Raw genomic sequence first — 26,529 nt, 5'->3', positions numbered from 1 at the left:
GGGTTGCCGAGCAGCTGGGCCGGGGTGCAGCCGGTGCCGCCGCCGGAGGTGACGGTCCAGGTGAAGGAGGCGGTGCCGGTCTTGTTGGCGGCGTCCTTGGCGGTGACGGTGACGCTGTACGTCCCGGCCGCGGTGGCGGTGCCGCTGATCAGGCCGGTGGAGGCGTTGATGGACAGCCCGGTGGGCAGGCCGGTGGCCGAGTAGCTGAGCGGCGCGGTGCCGCCGGTGGCCTTGACCTGCAGGCTGACGGCGCCGTTCAGCGCGGTCGACTGGTTGCCGGGGCTGGTGACGGTCGGGCCGCCGGTGCTGGGCAGCGAGCCGACGTTGACGGCGGCCCAGGCGGTGGCGGTGGCGTTGTACTCGGCGGAGCCGGAGCCGTACAGGTCGGTGGCGGCGGAGAGCATGCCGGCCCGGGCGCTGGCGTAGTTGGTGGTGGAGGTCCAGTAGGTGGTCAGCGCCCGGTACCAGATGGCGGCGGCCTTGTCCCGGCCGATGCCGGTGACGGTGATGCTGTTGACGGTCGGCGAGTTGTAGCTGACGCCGTTGATCGTCTTGGCGCCGCTGCCCTCGGCCAGCAGGTAGAAGGCGTGGTTGCCGACGCCGGAGGAGTAGTGGACGTCCTTGTTGCCGACGGTGGAGGACCAGCTGTCGGCGGACGCGCCGTCCTTGGAGGGCTTGTCCATGTAGCGCAGCGGCGTGCCGTCGCCGTTGATGTTGATCAGCTCGCCGATCAGGTAGTCCGGGTTGTCCTTGGGCAGGTTCGCGTAGAACTCGACCATGGTGCCGAACACGTCCGAGGTGGACTCGTTGAGGCCGCCGGACTCGCCGGAGTAGTTCAGGCCCGCGGTGTTGGAGGTGACGCCGTGCGTCATCTCGTGGCCCGCGACGTCGAGCTCGGTCAGCGGGTGGGTGTTGGAGGCGCCGTCGCCGTAGGTCATGCAGAAGCAGCTGTCGTCCCAGAACGCGTTGACGTAGTTGCTGCCGTAGTGGACCCGGCTGTACGCGCCGACGCCGTCGCCCCGGATGCCGCTGCGGCCGAAGGTGTTCTTGTAGTAGTCCCAGGTCGTCGCGACGCCGTAGTGGGCGTCGACGGCCGCGGACTCCTTGTTGGAGACGGTGCCGTCGCCCCAGGTGTCGGTGGACTTGGAGTACAGCGTGCCGGTGCCGCTGGTCCCGTTGTTCAGGTTGGTGGTGTACATCCCGCCGCGGGTCGGGTCCTTGAGCTGGTAGCTGGAGCCCGACAGCGAGGTGCCGACGGTGACGTTGCCGACGAAGACGCCGTTGCCGGTGCCGGTCTGCACGCCCTCCCACTGCCGGATCACGGCGCCGCTGGTGGCGTCGGTGACCACGTGCAGCTTGCTGGGGGTGCCGTCCTCCTGGACGCCGGAGACCACGGTCTCCCAGGCCAGGCGCGGGTTGTTGTCGGCGGCCCAGACCACCAGGCGGGGCGCGGTGTCCAGGGCGGAGCCGGCCTGGGCGGCCAGCGCGGTGGCCTGGCCCTTGGCGGCGGTCAGCTTCGGGGTGGTGGACAGGCCGTCCAGCGAGGCGGTGGAGGCCCGGTCGACGCCCTTGGCGGTGCCGTTGGCGGCCTGGTGGACGATCAGGTCGCCGCCGAGGACGGGGAGTCCGCCGTAGGTGCGCTCGTAGCGGAAGTGCTGGGTGCCGTCGGCGTCCTTGGACGCGTCCTTGACCACCAGCTTCTCCTGGGCGCCGAGGCCCAGGGCCTGCGCGAACCCGGCCGAGCGGCTGCCCGCGTCGGAGATCAGCTGGGCGTGCCCGGCGGCGGCCTGCTGGGAGGCGACCTGGCCGGCCGGGGAGGGGGCGGCGGGGGCGGCCTGGGCCACGGCCACCGGGATCGCGGTCACCAGCAGGGCAGTGGTGGCCGCGAGGGCGGCCGTGCTCACGCGGGCATGCGTGCGGCGAGACATGCGGGACTCCTTTACCGACCGTCGCGGGGTCACGAGCGGTGGAGAGAATCTGGCCGCGGTTGCGGCGCAGCGGGGGCCCCTGCCGCCGGTTCGCGGCGCGGGGTGCGGTGCAGGTGCGCGGTACCGGGCACGCTGGGGTACGCGTGCCGGGCTGCGGCCGTCGGCGTCCTCGGGAGGAAGCTCGGGAGGAACCCGTCGGCGGAGTGAGGGAGTTGGGGCTACCTGTCGGTTCGCAGCCGGGGGAATCGTGGCAGCAAACACCTCGTGAATGACAGATGCATGCCATGGAATGACCGATTAATGACCGCCCCGCCGCTCCCCCGGCGGCCCCCCATGGTCCGGCATGTGGGACGCACCCGGGAAGGTCCGTGCCAAACCTCCCCGCGCGACGTCGGTTTTCGGCCAACGCGGCGAGGGGCCCCACCCGGAGGTGAGGCCCCTGTTACCGCTGGGAAACCGTCAGTTCTGGACGAACACCGCCACCGTCCGGCCCGGCACCGTGAAGGTGCCCGAGGCGGGGTCGAAGGAGGCCTGCTTGACCACCGGGTCGCTGCCCTTCGCCTGCACCCTGTGCAGCTGCTGCTTGCTGCCGCGCAGGCCCGCCACGGTCTGGCCCTGCGCGGTCGGGGTCGCGTTGAAGACCACCGTGATGCCCTTCTCCGCGCCCTTCAGCCCGGTGCCGTCCAGGTGCATGGTGATCACGCCCGGGTCCTCCCCCGCGGTGCCCGACAACGGGAAGGACAGCCGGCGCTGCACCTCCGCCGCGCTGGACAGCGCGAACAGCGGCGAGGACTGCCGGATCGTCAGGAACTGCTGGTAGATGGCGGTGCTGGCGCCCGTCTCGTTGCAGCCCATCCGCAGCTTCGGGTCGGCCAGCAGCTGCTTGTCGCGGGCCCACATCGACTGGTTGTCGGCCGCCATCGGCAGGCCGCGGCCCCAGCCGTTGCCGAGCTTGCAGTCCCAGGTGATCGCGTTGAACCAGTCGCCGGAGTCGAAGGAGTTGGCGTCCAGCGACTTGGAGCGCATCAGGTCGCTGCCCGCCTGGGCGAAGCCCGGGCCCTGGCTCAGCGCGGTCAGCGACAGGCCGAGCGCCTGCATCCGGGCCCGGTCGGCGGGCGAGGTGCCCTGCGGCAGCTTGAACGCCAGCGCGTCGTACAGGTCCGCGTTGTCGTGCGCGTCCAGGTACTCCACCGCCTCGCCCGGGTCGGCCGCGTAGCCGGTCGGGGCGCCGTTGTAGTCGACGCCGCTGCCGCTGACGGACTTCCCGCTGCTGTCGGTGAACGTGTAACCCGCCAGGTTGCCGGTCAGGCCGACCTTCACCTGGTCCATCTGGTGCAGCAGCCGGGCCTTCTGCTGCTCCGGGGTGCCGTTGGCGTCCGAGCCGTTCGGGTCGGTGAACAGGCCGGAGGCGAAGCCCTGCTGCGGGGCCGAGGACAGCTCGTAGTTGCCGCCGCGCCCGGCGTCCCGGATCCGGTCGTTGAAGGTCGCGATGCCCGTCCCGGCCATGTTGACCTGGGTGGCCTGGACGAACCGGGCGTCGTTGGCGACCGTCCCGAAGTTCCAGCCCTCGCCGTACAGGAAGACGTTCCGGCCGTCCACGCCGTCCTTCTGCGGGGTCAGCGCCCGCAGCGCCGACTGCACGTCCAGCATGGTCGACTTCGGGTCCAGGCCCATCAGGTCGAACCGGAAGCCGTCCACCCGGTACTGCTTGGCCCAGGTCACCACCGAGTCCACGACCAGCTTGTTCATCATGGCGTGCTCGGGCGCGGTGTCGGCGCAGCAGGAGTCGGTGGTGACCTTCCCGCTGTCGCTGAGCCGCTGGTAGTAGCCGGGCACGACCTTGTCGAGCACCGACTTGTCGTCCTGCCCGGCGGCCGCGGTGTGGTTGTAGACCACGTCCAGCACCACCCGCAGGCCCGCCTCGTGCATCGCCTGCACCATCGCGCGGAACTGCTCGGAGCGCGCGGTGCCGTTCGGGTCGGTGGCGTACGAGCCCTCGGGGACGGTGTAGTGCAGCGGGTCGTAGCCCCAGTTGTAGGCGTCGCCGGCCTGCACCGCCGCCACGCACTCCTGCTGCTGCTCGGAGTCCGCGGCCAGCGCGGCCAGGTCGCAGGCGGGGAGCTGCTGGTCGGCCCGGTTCTCCCGGATGGTGGCGATGTCGAAGGTCGGCAGCAGGTGGACGGTGGTCACCCCGGCCTTCGCCAGGTCCTTCAGGTGCTGCATGCCCGCCGACCTGGACTGCGTGAACGCCAGGTAGGTGCCCCGCTCGTCGGCCGGCACGGTGCTGTCCGCGGCGGAGAAGTCCCGCACGTGCAGCTCCTGGATCTGCTGCTTGACCGCCGGGATCGCCGCCGGGCTGCGGTGCTGGTCCCAGCCCTTGGGCTTGGTGGCGGCCGAGGACAGGTCGGCGACCAGGCTGCGCTTCGAGTCGGCCGACAGCGCGGTCGAGTACGGGTCGGTGACCAGGTTGGTGACCACCTGCTGGACGCTCGGCGCCCACACCTTCACCTGGTACAGGTAGTACTTGCCGTCCAGGTCCTTGGCGTCCCCGGTCAGCGACCAGACGCCGGACGCGTCGTCGCGCTTCAGCGGCACGGTCCGCGGGGTGCCGCCGCTCGCCTTGTCGAACAGCTGCACCGCGACGTCGGTGGCGGTCGGCGCCCACAGCGACAGCGTCACCTTCCGCTGGTCGCCCTTGCCCTTCCCGTTGCCGTTGCCGTGGTTGCCCTTGCCCTGCTCCCCCGGGCCCGAGTACACCGGGCCGAGCTGCGCGGACGCCGCCTTCGCCGCGTACAGGTCGTCCAGCACGCCGGGCGTCTGCACGCCGGTCGCGGCGAGCGGCGCGCCGTTGGGCAGGTGCTCGGTGAAGACCACCTGGGCGCGCAGCGCGGCGGTGGTCCGGCCCGCGTCGCGCGGGTCGACGGTGAACGCCCGGTACCCGGCCAGGTGCGGGAACTCCGCCTTCTGCGCGTCGGTGAGTCCGGCCGCCGGGGTGAGCCGGATCCAGTGGCCCGGCTTGGAGAGCACGCCCTTGTCGACGCTCAGCCCGCCCTCGGGGTCGTAGATCAGCTGGGCGCTGGTGCCCCCGGCCAACTGGGCGTCCGCCGCACCGTAGTTGGCGGGCACCACGACGGTCTTCGCGTCGATCCACTGGGCCTTCGCCGAGCCCAGGTCGAGCTGCGAGGAGGTGCCGGCGCTCTGCGGCAGCAGGTGCCCCTCCTTGCCGCCGATGATCCAGATCTCCCGGCCGGAGGTGGCGAAGTTCAGCGACTGGTCCTGCGGCAGGTCCTTGTCGCCGCCGTTGTGGATGATGTAGCTGAGGCTGGTCGCGCCCTCGGCCAGCGGCACCTCGAAGACCGCGCCGAACGCGTCCTGCCGGGCGGGCATCAGCGGGTTGCCCCAGTCGGTGGGCGCGGCCGCGCCGGTCCAGTCGTGCAGGCCCCAGCCGGTGTAGTTCCCGTCGGCCCGCCGGTAGTGGATGACCGCCTTGCCCTCGGGCACCGGCTGCGCCGCGTCCGGGTTCGCGGTGCGGACGGTGGCGTCGCCCTCCTTGATCCACACCTCGCCGGTGGCGGAGATGTCGATGTGCCGGTCCTGGTCGACGTCCTTGGTGCCGTTGTTCTCCACCACGAACCCGACGTCGGACGCCCCGCCCTTGAGCTTCACGTACGCGAACGCGCCGTACGCGTCCCGCCCGACGAAGCCGTGCCCCTCCGGCCAGGTGGTCGCCTCGCCGTCGGCGATGTCGCCCCAGGTGTAGAGGTTCCAGCCGTCGTAGTTCCCGTCCTGCCGCTGGTAGTGCACCACCGCGTACTCGCGCGTCACCGCGCTCGGGGCGGGCGTCGGCGCCTGCTGGCCGGCGGTGAACTGCCCGGTGGTGGAGGCCAGTCGGCCCGCCGAGTCCTCGACGACGGCCTTGAAGCGCACGACGGTGCCGGGCGCGACGCCGTCGAGGTTCTGCGTGACGCGGTACGTCCCGTTGTCGGCGGTGCCGAGCGTCTGCCAGGCGCCGTCCCCGACCTGCGCGGCGAAGGTGACCCGGTTGAACCCGCCGCCGGGCACCTCCGCGCCCAGCGTGACGGTGCCGTACGAGCCGTCGGCGGGCGCGCTCGCCGTGATCGACGGGCCCGCGGCGGGCTTGGCCAGCTTGTGCTTCGCCTTCAGCACCAGCGAGGACATCGCCGGGACGGTGACCGTCACCTTGCCGTCCGCGCCGCTGGTGACCTTGCCGCCGGTGCCGTACAGGCCGTCGAAGTCCATGCCCGCGGAGAAGGTGTCCAGCGTGACGGTCTTCGCCTCGGCCGCGTTGTTGACCGCCGCCAGGTACTCGACCTGCTCCTTCGCGTCGATCCGGGAGAACGCGTACACGCCCGGCCCGTCCGCCGCGTACCGCTCGACCTGGGCGCCGTCGGCCAGCGCCGGGTGGTCCTTGCGCAGCTTCGCCAGGCCCGCGATCCCCTGGTAGAGCGCGCCGTCCTGGCCGTAGCGGTCCTGCGAGCCGGAGGCGCCGCCGATGACGGTGTCGGTGTTGTACGAGGGGGTCCTGGAGGCGAACATGTCCTGCCGGGCGTCCTTGTCGCCGCCCGCGCCGGTGAAGCCCTGCTCGTCGCCGTAGTAGACCACCGGCTGGCCGCGGGTGAGGAACTGCAGCTCGTTGGCGAGCCGGTCCTTGGCCAGCAGCGCCTCGTTGGAGGCCCCCGGGTTGTCGCTCTGCAGGAAGGAGCCGAAGCGGCCCATGTCGTGGTTGCCGAGGAAGGTCGGCAGCTCGTAGGCGTCGGTGTCGGCGGTGGTGTACCGGTAGTCCTGCGCGTACAGCTCGCTGAGCGCCTTGGCCGAGCCGTTCTGCGAGACGTACTTGCGGGCCGCCTCCTGGAAGGCGAAGTCCAGGGTGGCCTGCAGCTTGCCCTTGGTGACGTACGGGGAGGTGACCGCCGGGTCGCCCGAGTAGACCTCGCCGAACATGAAGAACTTCTTGTTGCCCTGCTGCGCCGCGAACTGCTTCAGCGCGGGCGCCCACTGCTCCCAGAACGCCAGGTTGACGTGCTTGACGGTGTCGATCCGGAAGCCGTCGACGCCGGTCTCGGCGACCCACTGCTGGTAGATCTTCTCCATCCCCGCGACGACCTTCGGGTTCTGGGTGTCCAGGTCGTCCAGGCCGGAGAAGTCGCCCTCGGTCGCGGACTCGCCGACGAAGGTCGAGTTGCCGCGGTTGTGGTAGAGCGACGGGTCGTTCAGCCAGGACGGGGTCTTCGCCGTCGCGCCCGCCCGGTCGCGCAGCACCGGGGTGTAGGGGAAGGAGTCCTCGGTGATGCTCGGCCACTGCGCCCGGGCGTCGGCGACCGCGGTCTCGTCGACCGGGTTGCCGTCCGCGTCGAGGGTCGGGTAGGCGCCCTCGGAGCGGTAGTCGTACGTCTTCTCCGCGTAGTCGATGACGTCCGCGGTGTGGTTGGTGATGACGTCGAAGAAGACCTTGATGCCGCGCTTGTGCGCCTTGTCGATCAGCTCCTTGAGCTGGGCGTTGGTGCCGAAGTGCGGGTCGACCTGGGTGAAGTCGGTGATCCAGTAGCCGTGGTAGCCGGCCGAGGCGTCCGCCCCCGCGCCCTGCACGGGCTGGTTCTTGAAGATCGGCGCCATCCAGATCGCGGTGGTGCCGAGGTCCTGGATGTAGTCGAGCCGGTCGATCAGGCCCTGGAGGTCGCCGCCGTGGTAGAAGCCCTTGTCGGCCGGGTCGAGGCCGTTGTCCATCCGGCCGCCGGTGACGCCTCCGGTGTCGTTGCCGGTGCTGCCGTTGGCGAAGCGGTCCGGCAGCACGAAGTAGAACTGCTCGCGGGTCAGGTCGTGCCGGGCCGCGGTGGCCGCCAGGTCCTTGTCGGACGGCGGGGCGGCGGGCTTGGCGGGCGCGGCGGCGGCCAGCGGGGCGGCGCCCAGGGTCGCGGCGATCAACGAGGCGGCGACCAGGACGGCGGCCCGTCCGGGGCGGCGGTACGGGGTGGTGCGGCGCTGGGGGCGGAACGGGGCGTCGGCCACGGCAGGGCTCTCCCTCGGGGGCGCTCGGGCAAGGGTGGGTGGCGTGGAACCTAGCGCCCTGCAAGATGTTTCAGCAAGATGCGAAAGGTGTTTCGGCGCCGAGTCGTACCGAGTCGTGACCTGAGCCCCTCCCCGTCCGCCCCCGGCGTCCGTACCCGAACCAGACCCCGGTTCGACCCCCCGTGACCCGCGCGCCACAATGGAGCGCATGCGCCTCGAAAACCGATCGACCCCTACCCCCGTGGGGGGACAGTCGGTGAAGAATCCCCGACCAGAGGATGAGCAAGCGGCCACACCTGGTCTGGCAGACTTCTCCCCCATGGGGGAACCGACCGAGATCCAGACAGCCGGCGCCGAACGTGCCGACCGGACCACGCACCACGGTTCCGACCCGGGCCCGGAGCACACCCCCCGCGAGCCCGCCGGAGCCACCCGCGTCGCCCAGTCGCCCGCCGCCGCCGTCCGCAGCCGCCTGCGCGAGCAGCGCCGCACCCCGCGCCGCCCGCACCTGCTCTTCGAACTCGCCCTGATCGGCCTCAGCTACTGGCTGTACTCGCTGGTCCGCAACGCGGTCCCCGAGCAGGCCGCGATCGCCCAGAAGCACGCCACCTGGGTCTGGGACCTGGAGCACGCCCTCGGCATCGCCGTCGAGCGCTCCGTCAACCACGGCGTCAACTCGGTCACCTGGCTCATCGTCGGGATGAACTACTACTACGCCACCCTGCACTTCATCATCACCATCGGCGTGCTGGTCTGGCTCTACCGCTCCCACCCCGGCCGCTACGCCGCCTCCCGGACGGTGCTGTTCATCACCACCGGCATCGCCCTGGTCGGCTTCTACTGCTTCCCGCTGGCCCCGCCCCGCCTGATGACCGGCGGCGGCTTCCTCGACACCGTCACCCTCCACCAGACCTGGGGCTCGCTCGCCTCCGGCGCAGGGGCGACGGTCTCCAACCAGTACGCCGCGATGCCCTCCATGCACATCGGCTGGTCCACCTGGTGCGGCCTCACCATCTTCTTCCTGGCCCGCCGCACCTGGGTCCGCCTGCTCGGCCTCGCCTACCCGCTGGTCACCCTCAGCGTGATCGTCTCCACCGCCAACCACTTCTGGCTGGACGCGGTCGGCGGCCTGATCTGCCTGGCCGTCGGCTTCCTCGCCGCCCGCCTGATCTACCACACCTGGGTCTACCGCCTCCCCCGCCGGCCCGGCGACCCGGCCGACCGGGAGCTCACCGTCCCCGCCCAGTGGGACACCAAGGTCAACGCGTAGCGCCTCCGGCCCGGGAGGCGCACCCCGCGGAGCGCACCACCGGGGCCGCGCAGAACCGCGCGGCCCCGGTGGTGCGCTCGTAACTCGCGCCGGTGCTACTCCGAGCCGTAGAACAGCCGCTCCACCACCCGGCGCGCCCGCCGCGTCGTCCGCCGGTACTCGTCCACCAGCTCCCCCGAGTGCCCCACCCCATACCCCAGGTAACGCGCCACCCCCGCCAGCTCCCGCGCGTCGCCGGGGAAGCTGTCCCCCGCGCGCCCGCGCACCAGCATCACCGCGGCCCGCACCCGCGAGGCCAGCACCCAGGCGGCGTCCAGCACCTCCGCGTCCTCCCGGTCGACCAGGCCCGCCTCCGTCGCGGCGGCCAGCGCGGCCCGGGTGCGGGTGGTGCGCAGCGCGGGCACCTCGTGGCCGTGCCGGAGCTGGAGCAGCTGGACCGTCCACTCGACGTCCGCCAGCCCGCCGCGGCCGATCTTGGTGTGGGTGGTGGGGTCGGCGCCGCGCGGCAGCCGCTCGGACTCGATCCGGGCCTTGATCCGGCGGATCTCCAGCAGGTCCCGGTCGGGGACGCCCGCGCCGGGGTAGCGCAGCGGGTCGACCAGCTCGCGGAAGCGCGCGCCCAGCTCCTCGTCCCCGGCCGTCGCCTCGGCCCGCAGCAGGGCCTGGCTCTCCCAGGCGTGCGACCAGCGCGCGTAGTAGGCGGCGTACGAGCTGAGGGTGCGCACCAGCGGGCCGTTGCGGCCCTCGGGCCGCAGGTCGGCGTCGACCAGCAGCGGGGGTTCGACGGACGGGGCGGCCAGCAGGGTGCGCAGCTCGCCGACCACCTCGCGGGCGGCCCGGGCCGCGTCCTCGTCCAGGACGCCCAGCCGGGGCTCGTGCACGAACAGCACGTCCGCGTCGGAGCCGTAGCCGAGTTCGTGGCCGCCGTAGCGGCCCATCGCGATGATCGCGATCCGGGTGGGCAGTTCGCCGTTGCGGGCCTCCCAGCCGTTGCTCGCGGCGCGCAGCGCGCCCTGCAGGGTGGCGGCGGTGATCGAGGTGAGGGCCTCGCCCGCGAGGTCGAGGGCGCGGGCCGGGTCCTCGTCGAGGCGGCCGAGCACGTCGGCGGCGGCGGTGCGGAACAGTTCGCGGCGCCGGACGGCCCGGGCGGCGGCGACGGCCGCGGCCGGGTCGGCGGCCCGGCCGACGGCGGCCAGCACCTCCGCCTCCAGGGCGGCCCGGCCGCGCGGGACGAGGCCCCCGGCGTCGCCGAGCATGGCGACCGCCTCGGGGGCGCGCAGCAGCAGGTCGGGGGCGAGCCGCCCGGCGGACAGGACCCGGGCGAGCTGCTCGGCCGCGGCGCCCTCGTCGCGCAGCAGCCGCAGGTACCAGGGGGTGCGGCCGAGCGCGTCGGAGACCTGCCGGAAGTTCAGCAGCCCGGCGTCCGGGTCCGCCGAGTCCGCGAACCAGCCGAGCAGCACCGGCAGCAGGGTGCGCTGGATCGCGGCCTTGCGGCTGACGCCGGAGGCGAGCGCGGAGATGTGCCGCAGCGCGGCGGCCGGGTCGGCGTAGCCGAGGGCGCCCAGGCGCTGCTTGGCCGCCTCGGTGCTGAGCCCGGCGGCACCGGAGCCGGTGACCCGCAGTTCGGCGACCGGCAGTTCGGCGACGGCGTCCAGCAGCGGCCGGTAGAACAGCCGCTCGTGCAGCCGCCGCACCTCCACCGCGTGCCGCCGCCACTCGCGCTGCAGCGCCGCGACCGGGTCGTCCCGCGTCTCCCCCCGGATCAGCGGGGCCATGGTGCGGGCGAGCCGGCGCAGGTCGGCCGGGTCGGTGGGCATCAGGTGGGTGCGGCGCAGCCGCTGCAGCTGGATGCGGTGCTCCAGGGCGCGCAGGAAGCGGTACGCGGCGTCCAGCGAGGCGGCGTCGGCCCGGCCGACGTAGCCCCCGGCGCTGAGCGCGGCCAGCGCCTCCAGCGTGTTGCCGCTGCGCAGCGACTCGTCGGTGCGCCCGTGCACGAGCTGCAGCAGCTGCACGGCGAACTCGACGTCCCGCAGGCCGCCCGGGCCGAGCTTCAGCTGCCGGTCGACCTCCCCGGCCGGGATCGCGTCGACCACCCGGCGGCGCATCTGCTGGACGTCGGTGACGAAGTTCTCCCGGGCCGCGGCCTGCCACACCAGCGGGGCGATGGCCCCGGCGTAGGCGCGGCCGAGCTCGGTGTCACCGGCGATCGGGCGGGCCTTCAGCAGGGCCTGGAACTCCCAGGTCTTGGCCCAGCGCTGGTAGTAGGCGAGGTGGCTGGCCAGGGTCCGCACCAGCGGGCCGTTGCGGCCCTCGGGACGCAGGTTGGCGTCGACCGGCCAGATGGTGCCCTCGCCGGTGGTGTCGGAGCACAGCCGCATCGCGTGCGCGGCGAGCCGGGTGGCGGCCTGCACCGCCCGCTGCTCCTCGACGCCCTCCCGGGCCTCCGCGACGAAGATCACGTCCACGTCGGAGACGTAGTTGAGCTCCCGGCCGCCGCACTTGCCCATCCCGATCACGGCCAGCCGGCAGGCCGCGGCGGCCTCCGGGTCCTGCTCGGCCGCGATGTCCAGGGCGGTCTGCAGGGTGGCGCCGGCCAGGTCGGCGAGCTCGGCGGCGGCCTGCGGCAGGTCGGTGGTGCCGGACAGGTCGCGGGCCGCGATGGCCAGCAGGCAGCGCCGGTAGGCGGCGCGCAGCGCGTCGGCCCGGTCGGCGTCCGGCTCGGCCCGCACCCGGCGGGTGAGCTCGCCGAGGAAGTCGCCGCGTCCGGGGTGGATGTCGCGCAGCTCGAAGGAGACCAGGGCGTGCCAGTCGCGGGGGTGCCGGGCCAGGTGGTCGGCGAGCGCGGTCGACGCGCCCAGGACGCCCAGCAGCCGGTCGCGCAGCGGCTTGGAGGCGGTCAGGGTGTCGCGCAGGGTGTGCCGCTCGTGCGGGTCCAGCGCCTCCAGCAGCCGGGCCAGGCCCAGCAGCGCCTGGTCCGGGTCGGCGGCGGCGCCCAGCGCGTCCAGCAGCACCGGGTCCGCGGCCAGGCCGTGCAGCCCCGGCCCGTCCAGCAGCCGCACCGCCTGGTCCGGATCGGAGACCCCCCGCCGCACCAGTCGGGTCTCCAACCGGCTGACCCGGCTCCCGGCCCGTTCCTCCACCGTCGTCCCGCCTCCCGTGGCTGTCCCCTGCCCTGCTGCCCTGAGCGTACGTTCCCACCGCCCCGGGCCGCGCCCCGTGACGCACCGTCAACCGGACCTCCCTCCCTCCCTCCCTCCTTTCCCTCCCTCCCGTGACACCCCACCGCCCGTGACACCCCACCGCCCGGCTCGTTGGCCACGGAGTGACCCCCCTGCGGATACCTCCCCCCTCCTCCCGGCTCCCCTCCCTCACCGGCCTGCGCTTCCTCGCCGCCCTGCTGGTCGTCTGCTACCACCTCTCCCGCCAGGTCGGCACCCTCCCGGTGCTCAGCCCCCTCGCCTGGTACGGGCGCTCCGGCGTGACGTTCTTCTTCGTGCTGTCCGGCTTCGTGCTCGCCTGGACGTACGCGGACGCCCCCGTCCCCGCCCGCCGCTTCTACCGCCGCCGCCTCGCCCGGATCTGGCCGCTGCACGCCCTCACCACCGGCGCCTCGCTCGCCGTGTACGCCGCGCTCGGCGCGGCCGTGCCCGTCACCGCCGCCCTGTGGTCACTGCCGCTGCTGCACCCGTGGGGGCGCGGCACCGTGATGGGCGGCAACCCGGCGGGCTGGTCGCTCGGCGACGAAGCCTGGTTCTACCTGCTCTTCCCGCTCCTCCTGCGGCTGCGGCCCGGACTGCGCACCGCCGCCCTGTGCTGCGCCGCCGGCCCGCTGCTGTGGCTGGCCGGGTCCGCCGTCACCGACCCCGCCCTGCGCAGCTGGCTCCTCGACTACCTGCCGCTCAGCCGCACCCCGCAGTTCCTGCTCGGCGCCGCCCTGGCCCTCGCCGTCCGCCGCGGCCGCCTGCCCGTCCTGCCGCTGCTGCCCACCGCCCTCGCCGTCGCCGCCTTCCACCTCGCCCTGGTCCCCTGGCACCACGCCGTCCCCGACCCCGCCTGGCACAGCCCCTACACCGCCTCCCAACTCCTCTCCGCCCCGCTCTTCGCCGCCCTGATCACCGCCGCCGCCCAAGCCGACCTCCACCACCCCGGCGGCCCCCTCACCCGCCGCCCCTGGACCCTCCTCGGCGAGTGGTCCTTCGCCTGGTACCTGATCCACGAAATCACCTTCCGCCCCTGGCTCCACCACTACGGCCACCCCGCCCCCGGCCTCCCCACCGCCACCACCTGGCTCCTCCTCGCCACCACCTCCCTCACCCTGGCCGCCCTCCTCCACCACCTCGTCGAACACCCCCTGGAACGCCTCCTCCGCGACCGCCCGGCCCACGGCGCAGCGCGACCACGCTTCCCTTTCCAAGCAGCTCGGACCTGCACGGTCACCAACCGACGGACAGCCGAGGACTCGTCCTCGTTGACGTAGCCGCAGCACACGTGATGGCCTGGACAGCCGCCCCCTCACCCCCCGTCCCTGGTAGGCGCGCTCCCCCCGTTCCGCCGAGCCGAACGGAACGCCTGCAACTCGGTGCTGCGCGGGGACAACCGCGCGGTGAGGGCCCACAAGCCGGCCAGTGTTCCGAAGCCAATGACGAGCAACAGCAACGACGCTCCGATCCGGTCTCCCCAGCCGGTGCGCGGATCCGACAGAATCTTGGGAAGCACCCCGCAGACAGTCACCAAAACCAGGTAGAAGACCACCCGCAGCACCCATCCAGCCACCGAGTGCAGGGGGTAAAGGAGCAATAGCACCCTGATTCGCCCCCGGAACGACATCTGCTCGGTACGCCGTTCCTCGGGGACCGCGTCCCGCAGCACTGCCAACTCCACGTCCAGGTAAGCCGTTGCCCAGCGTCGCATCGACTCGACGTCCAGGCCCGGCGCGACTGCCGCATAGGTCGTGAACCACTGGGCCAGGTAGTCGAGTCGAGCGCGGGCGTCATCCAGTTCCCGGCGGCGCCTCAGCTCGGTGTTCCGGCGGGCGCGCCACTCCCGCAATGAGAGTCCCAGGGCCCCCAACACCGATGCCACTGTCGCAGTGACAACAGAAGCAAACACGTTCCCGAAGAAGTTTGGGTCGTCCCCGGAAGCCATCCGCACCCCGATCCGCCGCGCCGACCAGTGCGTCGAGCATCCCGGAGCGCCATCGCCTCCGCCCCACGGATTACGCCATCCGGTCCGCACCGGGAAGCTGGGCTCCGCATCCCAGAGCAGCAGAGGCGACTACACCCGGCGCCAGGGCTCCGCGAACACCGTGTAGAAGTACGGCAGGCTGTCCTGGGGCCCGTTGTCCAGCCGCCGGAACACCTTCCCGATCGGGTTGCCCACCTGCCCGCTCGGCAGGTCCACCACCAGCGGGAACCCGAACGCCGCCGCCTCCTCGCCACCCACCGCCCGCCAGGCCGCACCGCCCCGGCGGACCATCACCTCGCCGACGTAACAGCCGAAACCGAACAGCGTCTCGCCGATCTGCCCGCTGACGATCCCGCTGCTCCGGAACTCCTCGATGATCCCGTCGACCACCGCCAGGCTCGCCACCGAGTAGTCCAGCTCCACCCCGCTCACCCGCGCCGCCGACACCACGATGTCCGCCGCGAACCTCCCGGCGTTCACCGCCTCCGGCGCGTACCGCAGCCGCAACTCCATCTGCCCTCCCGGCCCGTGACGATCGACGGGGTCCTACTTCCCCCGCCCCACCCCCGTACACGGCCCGCCCCGGAAACGACCGGGCCCCGGCCCGAGCGCACGGGCTCGGACCGGGGCCTGACGGGCCGTCACCACTCTTACAGCACCTGGAGCACCTTGCGCAGCTCGAACGGCGTGACCTCCGAGCGGTACTCCTCCCACTCCTGGCGCTTGTTGCGCAGGAAGAAGTCGAAGACGTGCTCGCCCAGGGTCTCGGCGACGAGTTCGCTGCGCTGCATGAGGTCGATGGCCTCGCCGAGGTTCTGCGGCATGGGCTGGATGCCGAGGGCGCGGCGTTCGGCGTCGGTGAGGGCCCAGACGTCGTCGTCGGCGCCCGGGGGGAGTTCGAGGTTGTCCTCGATGCCCTTGAGGCCCGCGGCGAGGGTGACGGCGTAGGCGAGGTAGGGGTTGCAGCCGGTGTCGAGGGAGCGGACCTCGATGCGGGTGGAGCCCTGCTTGCCGGGCTTGTACATGGGGACGCGGATGAGGGCGGAGCGGTTGTTGTGGCCCCAGCAGATGTAGGAGGGGGCTTCGCCGCCCGCGCCCGCGGTGCGCTGGGAGCCGCCCCAGATGCGCTTGTAGGAGTTGACCCACTGGTTGGTGACGGCGGCGGTCTCGGCGGCGTACTTGAGGAGGCCGGCGATGAAGGAGCGGCCGACCTTGGAGAGCTGGTACTCGGCGCCGGACTCGTGGAAGGCGTTGCGGTCGCCCTCGAACAGCGACACGTGGGTGTGCATGCCGGAGCCGGGGAAGTGGGAGAACGGCTTGGGCATGAAGGAGGCGTGGACGCCCTGTTCGAGGGCGACCTCCTTCATGACCAGGCGGAAGGTCATGATGTTGTCGGCGGTGGAGAGCGCGTCGGCGTAGCGGAGGTCGATCTCCTGCTGGCCGGGGGCGCCCTCGTGGTGGCTGAACTCGACCGAGATGCCCATGGATTCGAGCATCGTGATGGCCTGGCGGCGGAAGTCGTGGCCGATGCCGCGCGGGGTGTGGTCGAAGTAGCCGGACTGGTCCGCCGGGGTGGGCGGGGTGCCGTCGCCGGGGAGGTCCTTGAGGAGGAAGAACTCGATCTCGGGGTGGGTGTAGAAGGTGAAGCCGAGGTTGGAGGCCTTCTCCAGGGTGCGCTTGAGGACGTAGCGCGGGTCGGCGTAGGAGGGGGAGCCGTCGGGCATCAGGATGTCGCAGAACATCCGGGCGGTACCGGGGTTCTCGGAGCGCCACGGCAGTATCTGGAAGGTGGTCGGGTCCGGCTTGGCGATCATGTCGGACTCGTAGACCCGGGCGAACCCCTCGATCGCCGAGCCGTCGAAGCCGATGCCCTCCTCGAACGCCTGCTCCAGTTCCGCCGGGGCCACCGCCACGGACTTGAGGAACCCGAGCACGTCGGTGAACCACAGCCGGACGAACCGGATGTCACGCTCCTCGAGCGTGCGAAGCACGAACTCCTGCTGCTTGCCCATGGGGACAGTCTCACCTCTGCTCTTTACGCCCGTGTTACGCCGCCCGCACCGGCCGGCCCGGCCCGGCGAAGACCTCGCCCTGACCGCGTCGCCACCCATCATGGCGGATCTTCGCCCCGTTGCCGATCCCTGGCGGTTCCGGGGCGGGACGACGGGAGGGGAGGCGGGCGTCCGCCGGGCGTCCGACCTGCCGTCGGGGGTACCCCCGCGACATAACGTCAGTTAGACGATTACACTCGGGGGCATGCCGAATCTGCGTCTCGCCCTGTGCCAGATCGACCCCTGGGTCGGTGACCTCGCCCGCAACAGCGAGGAGGTGCTGCGCTGGTCGAAGCGGGCCGCCGAGTCCGGCGTCGACCTGATCGCCTTCCCGGAGATGGTGCTGACCGGGTACCCGGTGGAGGACCTGGCCTTCCGCGGCTCGTTCGTGGAGGGCTCCCGCGCCGCGCTCGTCGACCTGGCGGCGAAGCTGCAGGCCGAGGGCCTGGGCGACGTCCCGGTGGTGGTGGGCTACCTGGGCCGCGGCGAGCCGGGCAGCCGGTACGCGGGCAGGCCGCAGAACTGCGCGGCGGTGCTGCGCGGCGGCGAGGTGGTGACCAGGTTCGCCAAGCACTTCCTGCCGAACTACGGCGTGTTCGACGAGTACCGGTACTTCGTGCCGGGCGACCAGCTGACGGTGCTGCGGCTGCACGGCGTGGACGTGGCGCTGGCGATCTGCGAGGACATCTGGCAGGAGGGCGGCCGGGTCGCGGCCACCGGCCAGGCTGGTGCGGGCCTGCTGCTGTCGCTGAACGGTTCGCCGTACGAGCGCGACAAGGACGACGTCCGGCTGGAGCTGGTGAAGCGCCGGGCCGCCGAGGCGGGCTGCCCGCTGGTGTACCTGAACATGGTGGGCGCCCAGGACGAGCTGGTCTTCGACGGCGAGACCCTGATCGTCACCGAGGACGGCGAGCTGCTGGCCCGCGGACCGCAGTTCGCGGAGGCCCTGCTGGTCGTCGACCTGGACCTGCCGGCCGCGAACGAGGACGGCCTCCCGGACGGCACCGTGCTCGCCGACGGCCTCAAGCTGACCAGGGTCGACCTGGGCGGCGCGCCGAAGGAACGGCCCGCGCAGCCGATCGAACCGCAGGTCAGCGAACGGCTGGACGACGAGGCCGAGGTGTACGCGGCGCTGGTCGAGGGCACCCGGGCGTACGTCCGCAAGAACGGCGCGCGCTCGGTGCTGATCGGCCTGTCCGGCGGCATCGACTCGGCGCTGGTCGCGGCGATCGCGGTGGACGCGATCGGCGCGGAGAACGTGTACGGCGTCTCGATGCCCTCGCGCTACTCCTCGCAGCACTCCCGGGACGACGCGGCCGAGCTGGCCCGCCGCACCGGCCTGCACTTCCGCACGGTGTCGATCGCCCCGATGTTCGACGCGTACATGGGCGCCGCCGAACTGACCGGCCTGGCCGAGGAGAACCTGCAGTCCCGGCTGCGCGGCACGCTGCTGATGGCGATCTCCAACCAGGAGGGGCAACTCGTCCTCGCCCCGGGCAACAAGAGCGAGCTGGCGGTCGGCTACTCGACGCTGTACGGCGACTCGGTGGGCGCGTACGGGCCGATCAAAGACGTCTACAAGTCGCTGATCTTCAAGCTGGCGCGCTGGCGCAACGCGGCGGCCGAGGCGCGCGGCGAGGTGCCGCCGATCCCGGAGAACACCATCTCCAAGCCGCCGTCCGCGGAGCTGCGGCCGGACCAGAAGGACACCGACTCGCTCCCCGACTACGACCTGCTGGACGCCGTCCTGACCAGGTACGTGGAGGGCGACGAGGGACGGGACGCGATCGTCGCCGCCGGGTTCCCGGCCGAAGTGGTGGACCGGGTGGTGCGGCTGGTGGACACTGCCGAGTACAAGCGGCGGCAGTACCCGCCGGGCCCGAAGGTCTCGCCGAAGAACTTCGGCCGCGACCGCCGCCTGCCCATCACCAACCGCTGGCGCCAGGGCTGAGGACCCACCGGCGGGCGGGCGGGGACGGCCGCCAGCAGCGCGGCTGAGCGGTCCGCAGCGCGAGCGAGCGGTCGACAGCACGGCCGAGCAGTCGGCGGGGCGGGCGAGCAGTTCGCAGCGCGGCTGAGCGATCAGCAGCGCGACCGAGCAGTCAGCAGCACGGGCGAGCGATCAGCAGCGCGATCGAGCGGTTGGCGCAGCGGGCGAGCAGTTCGCAGCACGGGCGAGCGATCAGCAGCACGGCCGAGCAGTTGGCGGGGCAGGTGCGCAACTCGCAGCGCCGGTGAGCAACCGACAGCGCGGCCGAGCGACCGACGGCTCCGGCGAGCACCCCGCTGCACGGCCGAGCCGCCCGCCACGCCCCCGCCACGCCCCCGCAGGGCCCCGCAGGGCCCCGCAGGGCCGGTTGGTGAGCGGCTGACAGCGGGGGCGCGGCGGGTTAGGGTGAGCGCCGCAGCGCGCGCCCGTGATACGTCCGGCGTGCCCGGAGTGAGGAACCGAGGAGGTGGGAGAGATCACCGTGCAGGTCGTCGAGGTGCTCCCCCGCCGCCGGGTCGCGGCCTGACCGGACGGGGAGCCCGCCAGGCTCTTCGAGAGGTTCCCGTGTCGCTCCCCCACACCCTCGTCACCGACCGGCTGCGTGCGGCCGGGTGCGTCTTCGCCGAGGACGAGGCCCGGCTGCTGCTGGCCGCCGCCACCGACCCCGCCCGGCTCGATGCGATGGTCGAACTCCGGTGCGCCGGGCATCCGTTGGAGCAGGTGGTGGGCTTCGCCGAGTTCGCCGGCCTGCGCATCGCCCTCGCCCCGGGGGTGTTCGTGCCGCGGCGGCGCAGCGAGTTCCTGGTCGACCTGGCCACCGCCATGGCCGCCGACCCGCCCACCGACCTGGGCGGCCCCGGCCCGGGCGGCCCCGGCCCGGTGCTGCTCGACCTCTGCTGCGGCTCCGGTGCGATCGGCGCCGCGCTGGCCGCCCGGCTCGGCCCGGGCGTCGAGTTGCACGCCGCGGACGTCGACCCGGTCGCGGTGGAGTGCGCCCGCCGCAACCTGGCCCCGTACCGCGGGCGGGTGCACCTGGGCGACCTGGACGCCCCGCTGCCGCGCGACCTGCGCGGCCGGGTCGACCTGCTGCTGGTCAACGCCCCGTACGTGCCGACCGGTGAGATCCCGCTGCTGCCGCCGGAGGCGCGTGACCACGAGCCCGCGGCGGCGCTGGACGGCGGCGCCGACGGCCTGGCCGTGCAGCGCCGGGTCGCGGCGGCCGCCCCGCACTGGCTGGCGCCCGGCGGCCGCCTGCTGATCGAGACCAGCGGGCGGCAGGCCCCGGCGACGGCCGCGCTGCTGGCCGCCCGGGGGCTCGTCACCCGCACCGAGCGGGACGGGGAGCGGGACGCCACCGTGGTGATCGCCCGGAAGGGTCGGCAGCCGAGAAGCCGGTGACCAAGAAACCGGTGGCCGAGAAGCCGGTGGCCGAACGGTCAGTAGCGGTAGTCGGCGACCACCGCGAGGTGGTCGCTGGCGTCCGCCGGGAGGGTGCGGGAGTCGGTGGGGACCAGGCCGCCCTTGCTGAGGACCTGGTCGATCCGGGCCAGCGGGAAGGAGGCGGGCCAGGAGAAGCCGAAGCCGTCGCCCGCCGCACCCTGGGCGGAGCGCATCTGCGAGGTGACGGGGGCCAGGCTGCGGTCGTTCATGGTGCCGTTGAGGTCGCCGAGCAGCAGCACCTTGCGCAGCGGCTCGTGCTCGATCGCGTCGCCGAGGGCCTGCGCGCTGACGTCGCGCCGCCCGGCGGTGAAGCCGCTGTCGAACTTGACCCGCACCGAGGGCAGGTGGGCGACGTACACGGCGAGCGGGCCCTTCGGGGTGGTGACCTGGGCGCGGAAGGCCCTGGTCCAGCCCATCTTGATGTCGACCACGGCCACGCCGTCGATCGGGTAGCTGGACCACAGCCCGACGGTGCCCTCCACCACGTGGTACGGGAAGGCCCCGGCCAGTCCTTCGGCGTACACGGGGGCGGCGGAGGCGGAGAGTTCCTCCAGTGCGACGATCTCGGCGCCGGAGCCGGTGAGCATCCGGATGGTGCCCTGCGGGTCGTCGTTGGCGGCGGCCACGTTGTGGGTGAGGACGGTGAAGTCGCCGGGCCCGCTGCTCTTGTCGACCAGCAGGGCGCCGAACAGGTTCAGCCAGACCGCGCCGGGCAGCAGCGCCGCGACCACCGCGACCCCGGCGCGGCGCCACAGCGCGAGCGCCAGCAGCACCGGGACGGCCAGCCCGAGCCAGGGCAGGAAGGTCTCCAGCAGGCTGCCCAGGTTGCCGATCGCGTTGGGCACCTGGGCGTGCAGCACCAGAAGCCCGGTGACCAGCAGGCCGAGCGCGGTGAGCGGCCACCCGCGCCGCCAGTCGAACCAGCGCCGCAGCCTCTCCCGCCCGCTCTCGGGCCGCTCGGGCCGCTCGGGCTCCTGCGCCAGTACCGCCGGGCCGTCCGCCCGCACCATCGTCCGCTCCTTGCCGCCGTGCCCGGCCGACTCGCCGGCCGACTCGCCCGTCGACCCGTCCCCGACCTGCCCCGATCCGATTCTCGGCTCAGCCTATGACGGGATGGACGCGGCGAAGTGCCCGGAAAGTTCCGCCCCTGCGCCGGACGGGGGTCGGGCGCCGGGCCGGAGGGCACGGTCGGGCGGGACGGCAGGGGCGCGGCGGAAGGCGCGGACGGAACGGTCAGGACGCGGACGACACCCGCGGCACCGGCGGCACCGGCGGCACCGGCGGCACCGGCGGCCGGGCGCCGATGCCCTGCAGGGCGGCGTCGACCATCTGCCGGGGCAGGTCCGGGTCCTCCAGCGGGGCGTCGTCCCACAGGACGGTGCGCAGCAGGATCGGGCCGATCAGCATCTCGCAGAGGAGTTCGACGTCCAGGTCGGCGCGGAGTTCGCCCGCCGCGACGCCGCGCCGGACGATCTGCCGGACCATCTCGCGCCGCGGGTGCACCACCCGCTCGTGGTAGGTGTGCTTGAGCTCGGGCCAGGCGTTCATCTGGCCGAGCGCGGAGCGGACGATCCACCGGGAGCGCTTGATCAGGCCGCGGCGGCGCATGTAGTCGACGGCGCTGATCAGGTCGTCCCGGTAGGTGGGGCCGCCCAGCGGGGGCAGCGGTTCCTCCAGCCGGGCCACCACGTCGACCAGCAGGGCCTCCTTGTTGGGCCAGCGCCGGTAGATGGTGGCCTTGCCGACGCCCGCCTCGGCGGCGATCCGCTCGATGGACAGTTCGGACAGGCCGGTGCCGTCCTCCATCAGCTTCTCGACGGCGGCGTAGATGGCCTGTTCGGCGGCCTCGCTGCGCGGGCGGCCCCGCCGGGGGGCGTCCTGCTCCCCGGCGGGGCCGTGGCACGGCTTGAGCGGAGTGTCGGCGCTCGTCATGGCCCTATTCTCCACCGTCGCGGTCACACCTTGGCGGTGCTGGGGCCGGTGCTCGTGCCGCTGTCGGTGCGGCCCTGCGGGCCCGCCGCCGGGGCCTCCGGGGTCTCCGGGGCTCCCGCCGCACCGGGGGCGCCGGGTGCGGCGACCTTGCCGGGCAGCAGGAGCAGCGCCAGCAGCGCGCCGAGCACGGTGACGCCGGCCGAGACGCCGGAGACCACGTGCATGGCGTGGATGAAGGCGTCCTTGGCCGGGTCGACGAGGGCGGGCAGCTGGAGCTTCTCGGCGACGCCGAGGGTCGACTCGATGGACTCGCCGGCCCGGTCGCGGACCTGGTCCGGGACGGTGGCCAGGTGGTCCTGCATGCCGTTGCGGTAGACCGTGGACAGCAGCGCGCCGAGCACCGCGATGCCGAGCGAGCCGCCGACCTGGCGGAAGGTGTTGTTGAGCGCGGAGCCCGCGCCGGCCTTCTCGCGCGGCAGCGCGCCCATGATCGCGACGGTCACCGGCGGCATCACGTGCGCCATGCCGGCGCCCATCACGAAGCCGAGCACGATCAGCAGCCAGATCGGGCTGGTGGCGGTCAGGAACGCGTAGCCGAGGAAGCCGGCGGTGACCAGCAGCATGCCGCCCGCGCAGGTCGCCCGGACGCCGAAGCGGTCGACCACCAGCCGGGCCCGCGGTGCGAAGACGAGCTGCGCGACGGCCAGCGGCAGCATCAGCTCGCCCGCCTCCAGGGCGCTGTAGCCGCGCACGCTCTGGATGTAGAACACGCCGAAGAAGGAGACGCCCATCAGCGCGAAGAACACGATGCCGACCACGCCGATGGAGGCCGAGAACACCCTGTTGCGGAACCAGGTGACGTCCAGCGCGGGGTGCCGGGTGTGCTTCTCGAACAGGACGAAGGCGGCCAGGGCCAGCACGCCGACCAGGGTCGGGACCCAGGCCTTCGGGTCGGTGAAGTCGGCCAGTTCGCCGCCCTTGATGATGCCGTAGATCAGCGCGACCAGGCCGACGATGGACAGCAGCACGCCGACCGGGTCGAGCTTGCCGGGGTTGGGGTCCTTGGAGTCCGGGACGATCCAGCCCATCAGGCCGAGCGCGACCAGCACGATCGGGACGTTGACCAGGAAGACCGAGCCCCACCAGAAGTGCTCGATCAGCAGGCCGCCGGTGATCGGGCCGACGGCGATGGCGAGGCCGACCGCGCCGGCCCAGATGCCGATCGCCTTGGGCTGCTCGTGCCGTTCGAAGACGTTCATGATGATGGCGAGCGTGGCGGGCATCACGAAGGCGCCGCCGAGGCCCATCACCGCGCGGTAGCCGATCAGTTCGCCGGGGCTGGCGGCCATCGCGGACAGCAGCGAGCCGAGGCCGAAGACCAGCATGCCCGCCAGCAGCGTCCACTTGCGGCCGAAGCGGTCGCCGAGCAGGCCCGCGGTGAACAGCAGGCCCGCGAAGACCAGCGTGTAGGAGTTGATCGCCCACTCCAGGTCGCTCTGGCTCGCGCCGAGGCCGACCGGGGCGGGGGTGGCGATGGTCTTCATCGCCACGTTGAGGATCGAGTTGTCGAGGACGACGACGAGCAGGGCGAGCACCAGGGTGCCCAGGATCCACCAGCGTCGGCGGTGTACGGCTTCCGGCACCCGGGGTGCCTGGACAGCGGCGGTCGGCGAGGTCATACGAACAGCCTAGACGCCTTTTCAATACGAGACGGTCTCGTATCGTAAGCCGAGGGCCAAGGAACGGCAAAGACTTCCCCAAGCCCCCCGCCCGGGCCCCGGGCAGGCCCCGCCCGAGCCCCGCCCGAGCCCCCGGACACGTCCGGGGCTCCCGACCCTTTGCGGACGGCCGCGGGCGTGCAAGCATGGAGCCAGATCCGGGGACGCCGCACGGCGCCACGAGACGACACACACCAGGAGCCTGTTCGATGAACGACGCCTCTCCGCTTCAGCCTGCCCGGACGCAGGACGCGCCCGTCGGCACCACCCTCTACGGCGGCGTCACCAACCGCCGGGTCACCGTCCGGGACCTCGCCAAGGCCAAGCGCAACGGCGAGCGCTGGGCGATGCTCACCGCCTACGACGCCCTCACCGCCGGGGTCTTCGACGAGGCCGGGATCCCCGTCCTGCTGGTCGGCGACTCCGCGGGCAACTGCCACCTCGGCTACGAGACCACCGTGCCGGTGACCATGGACCAGATGGTGATGCTCTCCGCCGCCGTCGTCCGCGGCACCCAGCGCGCCCTCGTCGTCGCCGACCTGCCGTTCGGCTCGTACCAGGAGTCCCCCGCCCAGGCCATGCACAACGCCGCCCGCCTGATGAAGGAGGCCGGCGTCCAGGCCGTCAAGCTGGAGGGCGGCGAGCGCAGCGCCCGCACCATCGAGCTCCTCGTCGACGCGGGCATCCCGGTGATGGCCCACATCGGCCTCACCCCGCAGTCCGTGCACGCCTTCGGCGGCTACCCCGTCCAGGGCCGCGGCGACGAGGCCGCCCACCAGCTGCTGCGCGACGCGAAGGCCGTCCAGCAGGCCGGCGCCTTCGCCGTCGTCCTGGAGGCCGTCCCCGCCGACCTCGCCGCCGAGGTCACCGAGCACTCCGCGATCCCCACCGTCGGCATCGGCGGCGGCCCCGGCACCGACGCCCAGGTCCTGGTCTGGACCGACTTCGCGGGCATGACGGCCGGCCGCGTCCCCAAGTTCGTCAAGCAGTACGCCGACCTCCGCGCGACCCTCGCCCGGGCCGCCGCCGAGTTCGCCACCGACGTCCGCGAGGGCGCCTTCCCCGGCCCGGAGCACTCCTTCAGCTGATCCCTCCCCGCCCCGTCAGCCCGCTGTCGTCCCCCGTGACAGCGGGCTGACAGCGTCGTGACAGCCGGGCCCGGCACGGTGTCCCCATGACACGAATCGAGCGGAACGCCGTGGAGGTCCACGGCATCGTGAAGCACTACGGGGAGACGAAGGCCCTGGACGGGGTCGACCTGACGGTGCGCGAGGGGACGGTGCTGGGGCTGCTCGGGCCGAACGGGGCCGGGAAGACCACGCTGGTGCGGGTGCTGTCGACGCTGATCAAGCCGGACGCGGGCAGAGCGTTCGTCGGCGGCTACGACGTGCTGCGCCAGCCCAAGCAGCTGCGCCGCACCATCGGCCTGACCGGCCAGTACGCCTCGGTGGACGAGCTGCTGTCGGGCTACGAGAACCTGTACCTGATCGGGCGCCTGCTCGACCTCTCCGCCAAGGACGCCAAGGCCCGGGCGGTCGAGCTGCTGGAGCGGTTCTCGCTCACCGAGGCGGCCAAGCGGCCCGCCAAGGGCTACTCGGGCGGCATGCGGCGCCGCCTGGACCTCGCGGCGTCGATGATCGGCCGCCCGAAGGTGCTGTACCTGGACGAGCCCACCACCGGCCTGGACCCGCGCACCCGCAACGAGGTGTGGGACGAGGTGCAGCGGATGGTCGGCGAGGGCTCGACCGTGCTGCTGACCACCCAGTACATGGAGGAGGCCGAGCAGCTCGCGCACGCCCTGACCGTGATCGACAAGGGCAGGGTGATCGCCAACGGCGGCGTCCAGGAGCTGAAGGCCCAGGTCGGCGGCCAGAGCCTCCAGGTGCGGCCGGCCGACCCGGCGCAGCTCCCCGAGATGGCGCGCGCCCTGCGCGAGGCGGGCATCCCGGCGACCTTCTCCGCCGAGTCGGAGCTGCTGTCGGTGCACCTGACCGACGACGCCCAACTGACCACCGTGATCGGGGTGCTGGGCACCCGCGGCTTCGGGGTGGCCGGCATCGACACCAAGCTGCCCAGCCTGGACGAGGTGTTCCTGACCATCACCGGCGGCAAGCCCGCCGTCCCCGCGCAGACCCGTGACAAGGAGCCCGTCGCATGAGCACCGCCACCCTGAGCCCCGCCCCCGCCGCGACCGGCGCCGACGCGGACGACACCCGGATCGGGCTGCGCGCGAACCTGCGCCACCTGGGCGCGCTGACCCGCCGGAACCTGATGCGGATCAAGGCCGACCCGGAGTCGATGCTGGACGCGCTGCTGATCCCGGTCATCATGATCGTGCTGTTCGTCTACGTGTTCGGCGGCGCGATGGCCGGCGACCAGCACACGTACATGCAGTACATGGTGCCCGGCCTGCTCGGCACCACCGGCCTGAACCTGGCGATGGCGCTGGGCACCGGCCTGAACACCGACTTCCAGACCGGCGTGATGGACCGCTTCCGCACCCTGCCGATCGGGCGCTCCGCGGTGCTGCTGTCGAAGATGATCGCCGAGACGCTGCGCGCCGTCGTCGCCTTCGCGGTGCTGATCGGCTTCTCGATGGTCCTCGGCATGGACATCGACGGCGGGCCGCTGAAGCTGCTGGCCGCGGTCGGCCTGTCGCTGGTGTTCGGCTCCTCGCTGATGTGGGTGTCGATGCTGCTGGGCATGTCGCTGCGCAGCGCCCAGGCGGTGCAGGGCATGTCGATGCTGGTGATGATGCCGCTCCAGTTCGGCAGTTCGATCTTCGCCAAGCCGACCAGCATGCCGGGCTGGCTGGAGGCCTTCACCAGGCACAACCCGCTGTCGGCGCTGGCCGACGCCTGCCGGGCGCTGATCAACGACCAGCCGGTCGGCAACTCGGTGCTGACGGTGCTGATCTGGTCGGTGGCGATCACCGTGGTGACCGCGCCGCTGGCGGTGGCCCGCTTCCGCAAGCGCACCTGACGGTGGG

The 26,529-nt window shown here is 72.8% G+C and carries 16 protein-coding genes; 7 read left to right on the top strand and 9 right to left on the bottom strand.

Annotation, left to right across the window (positions count from 1 at the left end; all coding sequences use genetic code 11):
- Both OO57_RS25250 and pulA read right to left on the bottom strand, forming a co-directional pair.
- Nucleotides 1–1,928: M4 family metallopeptidase (locus OO57_RS25250; protein ID WP_033254947.1), on the bottom strand; the 1,928-nt coding region annotated here is incomplete at its 3' end.
- A gap of 459 nt (nucleotides 1,929–2,387) precedes the next feature.
- On the bottom strand, nucleotides 2,388–7,955 hold the full coding sequence (pulA, locus tag OO57_RS25245) for a pullulanase-type alpha-1,6-glucosidase (RefSeq protein ID WP_033254939.1): 5,568 nt from the start codon (nucleotides 7,953–7,955) through the stop codon (nucleotides 2,388–2,390).
- Nucleotides 7,956–8,274: 319 nt separating this feature from the next.
- Here pulA and OO57_RS25240 point away from each other — a divergent pair, with 319 nt between their 5' ends.
- On the top strand, nucleotides 8,275–9,225 hold the full coding sequence (locus tag OO57_RS25240) for a phosphatase PAP2 family protein (protein WP_033254938.1): 951 nt from the start codon (nucleotides 8,275–8,277) through the stop codon (nucleotides 9,223–9,225).
- A gap of 95 nt (nucleotides 9,226–9,320) precedes the next feature.
- Here OO57_RS25240 and OO57_RS25235 read toward each other — a convergent pair whose 3' ends face one another.
- Entirely contained in the window at nucleotides 9,321–12,365 is a 3,045-nt protein-coding gene (locus tag OO57_RS25235) for a bifunctional [glutamine synthetase] adenylyltransferase/[glutamine synthetase]-adenylyl-L-tyrosine phosphorylase (protein WP_199811321.1), read from the bottom strand.
- Between the two features lie 182 nt (nucleotides 12,366–12,547).
- On the opposite strand from OO57_RS25235, the gene OO57_RS25230 reads away from it, so the two are divergent.
- Nucleotides 12,548–13,702, top strand: a complete 1,155-nt coding sequence (locus tag OO57_RS25230; protein ID WP_051778223.1) for an acyltransferase family protein — start codon at nucleotides 12,548–12,550, stop codon at nucleotides 13,700–13,702.
- Between the two features lie 35 nt (nucleotides 13,703–13,737).
- Here the strand turns inward: OO57_RS25230 and OO57_RS25225 are convergent, their stop codons facing one another.
- The 3 genes from OO57_RS25225 to glnA form a co-directional block, all read right to left on the bottom strand.
- Nucleotides 13,738–14,370 (bottom strand): hypothetical protein, encoded by a 633-nt coding sequence (locus OO57_RS25225; protein ID WP_033254936.1) that lies wholly within the window; start codon nucleotides 14,368–14,370, stop codon nucleotides 13,738–13,740.
- Nucleotides 14,371–14,499: 129 nt separating this feature from the next.
- Nucleotides 14,500–14,922: a hypothetical protein gene (locus OO57_RS25220; RefSeq protein ID WP_033254935.1), complete on the bottom strand. Its 423-nt coding sequence runs from the start codon at nucleotides 14,920–14,922 to the stop codon at nucleotides 14,500–14,502.
- A 137-nt stretch (nucleotides 14,923–15,059) separates the two neighbouring features.
- Nucleotides 15,060–16,421 carry a type I glutamate--ammonia ligase gene (gene glnA, locus OO57_RS25215; RefSeq protein WP_014135480.1) on the bottom strand — a complete coding sequence of 454 codons (1,362 nt, stop codon included), beginning with the start codon at nucleotides 16,419–16,421 and terminating at the stop codon, nucleotides 15,060–15,062.
- A gap of 244 nt (nucleotides 16,422–16,665) precedes the next feature.
- Between glnA and OO57_RS25210 the strand changes: the two genes are divergently transcribed.
- Nucleotides 16,666–18,411 carry an NAD+ synthase gene (locus OO57_RS25210; protein WP_033254934.1) on the top strand — a complete coding sequence of 582 codons (1,746 nt, stop codon included), beginning with the start codon at nucleotides 16,666–16,668 and terminating at the stop codon, nucleotides 18,409–18,411.
- A gap of 603 nt (nucleotides 18,412–19,014) precedes the next feature.
- On the top strand, nucleotides 19,015–19,848 hold the full coding sequence (locus OO57_RS25200; RefSeq protein WP_033254932.1) for a putative protein N(5)-glutamine methyltransferase: 834 nt from the start codon (nucleotides 19,015–19,017) through the stop codon (nucleotides 19,846–19,848).
- A gap of 38 nt (nucleotides 19,849–19,886) precedes the next feature.
- Here the strand turns inward: OO57_RS25200 and OO57_RS25195 are convergent, their stop codons facing one another.
- The 3 genes from OO57_RS25195 to OO57_RS25185 all read right to left on the bottom strand — a co-directional run bounded on the left by OO57_RS25195 (nucleotide 19,887) and on the right by OO57_RS25185 (nucleotide 23,501).
- A complete protein-coding gene (locus OO57_RS25195) occupies nucleotides 19,887–20,900 on the bottom strand; it encodes an endonuclease/exonuclease/phosphatase family protein (protein ID WP_033254931.1) in 1,014 nt (337 codons plus the stop codon).
- Nucleotides 20,901–21,123: 223 nt separating this feature from the next.
- On the bottom strand, nucleotides 21,124–21,822 hold the full coding sequence (locus OO57_RS25190; RefSeq protein ID WP_051778222.1) for a TetR/AcrR family transcriptional regulator: 699 nt from the start codon (nucleotides 21,820–21,822) through the stop codon (nucleotides 21,124–21,126).
- A 23-nt stretch (nucleotides 21,823–21,845) separates the two neighbouring features.
- Nucleotides 21,846–23,501: an MFS transporter gene (locus tag OO57_RS25185; protein WP_033254930.1), complete on the bottom strand. Its 1,656-nt coding sequence runs from the start codon at nucleotides 23,499–23,501 to the stop codon at nucleotides 21,846–21,848.
- A 248-nt stretch (nucleotides 23,502–23,749) separates the two neighbouring features.
- Between OO57_RS25185 and panB the strand changes: the two genes are divergently transcribed.
- The 3 genes from panB to OO57_RS25170 all read left to right on the top strand — a co-directional run bounded on the left by panB (nucleotide 23,750) and on the right by OO57_RS25170 (nucleotide 26,522).
- Nucleotides 23,750–24,628 carry a 3-methyl-2-oxobutanoate hydroxymethyltransferase gene (gene panB, locus OO57_RS25180; protein ID WP_033254929.1) on the top strand — a complete coding sequence of 293 codons (879 nt, stop codon included), beginning with the start codon at nucleotides 23,750–23,752 and terminating at the stop codon, nucleotides 24,626–24,628.
- 86 nt (nucleotides 24,629–24,714) lie between these two features.
- The gene (locus tag OO57_RS25175; RefSeq protein WP_033254928.1) at nucleotides 24,715–25,698 is read left to right on the top strand and encodes a daunorubicin resistance protein DrrA family ABC transporter ATP-binding protein; all 984 of its coding nucleotides are present in this window, start codon (nucleotides 24,715–24,717) and stop codon (nucleotides 25,696–25,698) included.
- Nucleotides 25,695–26,522 carry an ABC transporter permease gene (locus OO57_RS25170; RefSeq protein ID WP_051778221.1) on the top strand — a complete coding sequence of 276 codons (828 nt, stop codon included), beginning with the start codon at nucleotides 25,695–25,697 and terminating at the stop codon, nucleotides 26,520–26,522. The genes OO57_RS25175 and OO57_RS25170 overlap by 4 nt, the downstream gene beginning before the upstream one ends.
- Nucleotides 26,523–26,529: the final 7 nt, after the last annotated feature.

Origin of the sequence: Kitasatospora phosalacinea, assembly GCF_000717185.1 — a bacterium.
In the GTDB taxonomy this organism is placed as follows: Bacteria; Actinomycetota; Actinomycetes; order Streptomycetales; family Streptomycetaceae; genus Kitasatospora; species Kitasatospora phosalacinea_A.
Note: the sequence above shows the minus strand (reverse complement) of the source record. Positions and strands in the feature narration are given on the sequence as shown.

Coding starts and splice junctions, on each gene's coding strand:
- panB (WP_033254929.1), top strand. CDS start 23,750: ATGAACGACGCCTCTCCGCTTCAGCCTGCCCGGACGCAGGACGCGCCC.
- OO57_RS25220 (WP_033254935.1), bottom strand. CDS start 14,922: ATGGAGTTGCGGCTGCGGTACGCGCCGGAGGCGGTGAACGCCGGGAGG.
- glnA (WP_014135480.1), bottom strand. CDS start 16,421: ATGGGCAAGCAGCAGGAGTTCGTGCTTCGCACGCTCGAGGAGCGTGAC.
- OO57_RS25210 (WP_033254934.1), top strand. CDS start 16,666: ATGCCGAATCTGCGTCTCGCCCTGTGCCAGATCGACCCCTGGGTCGGT.
- OO57_RS25175 (WP_033254928.1), top strand. CDS start 24,715: ATGACACGAATCGAGCGGAACGCCGTGGAGGTCCACGGCATCGTGAAG.
- OO57_RS25225 (WP_033254936.1), bottom strand. CDS start 14,370: ATGGCTTCCGGGGACGACCCAAACTTCTTCGGGAACGTGTTTGCTTCT.
- OO57_RS25240 (WP_033254938.1), top strand. CDS start 8,275: ATGGGGGAACCGACCGAGATCCAGACAGCCGGCGCCGAACGTGCCGAC.
- OO57_RS25195 (WP_033254931.1), bottom strand. CDS start 20,900: ATGGTGCGGGCGGACGGCCCGGCGGTACTGGCGCAGGAGCCCGAGCGG.
- OO57_RS25170 (WP_051778221.1), top strand. CDS start 25,695: ATGAGCACCGCCACCCTGAGCCCCGCCCCCGCCGCGACCGGCGCCGAC.
- OO57_RS25190 (WP_051778222.1), bottom strand. CDS start 21,822: ATGACGAGCGCCGACACTCCGCTCAAGCCGTGCCACGGCCCCGCCGGG.
- OO57_RS25185 (WP_033254930.1), bottom strand. CDS start 23,501: ATGACCTCGCCGACCGCCGCTGTCCAGGCACCCCGGGTGCCGGAAGCC.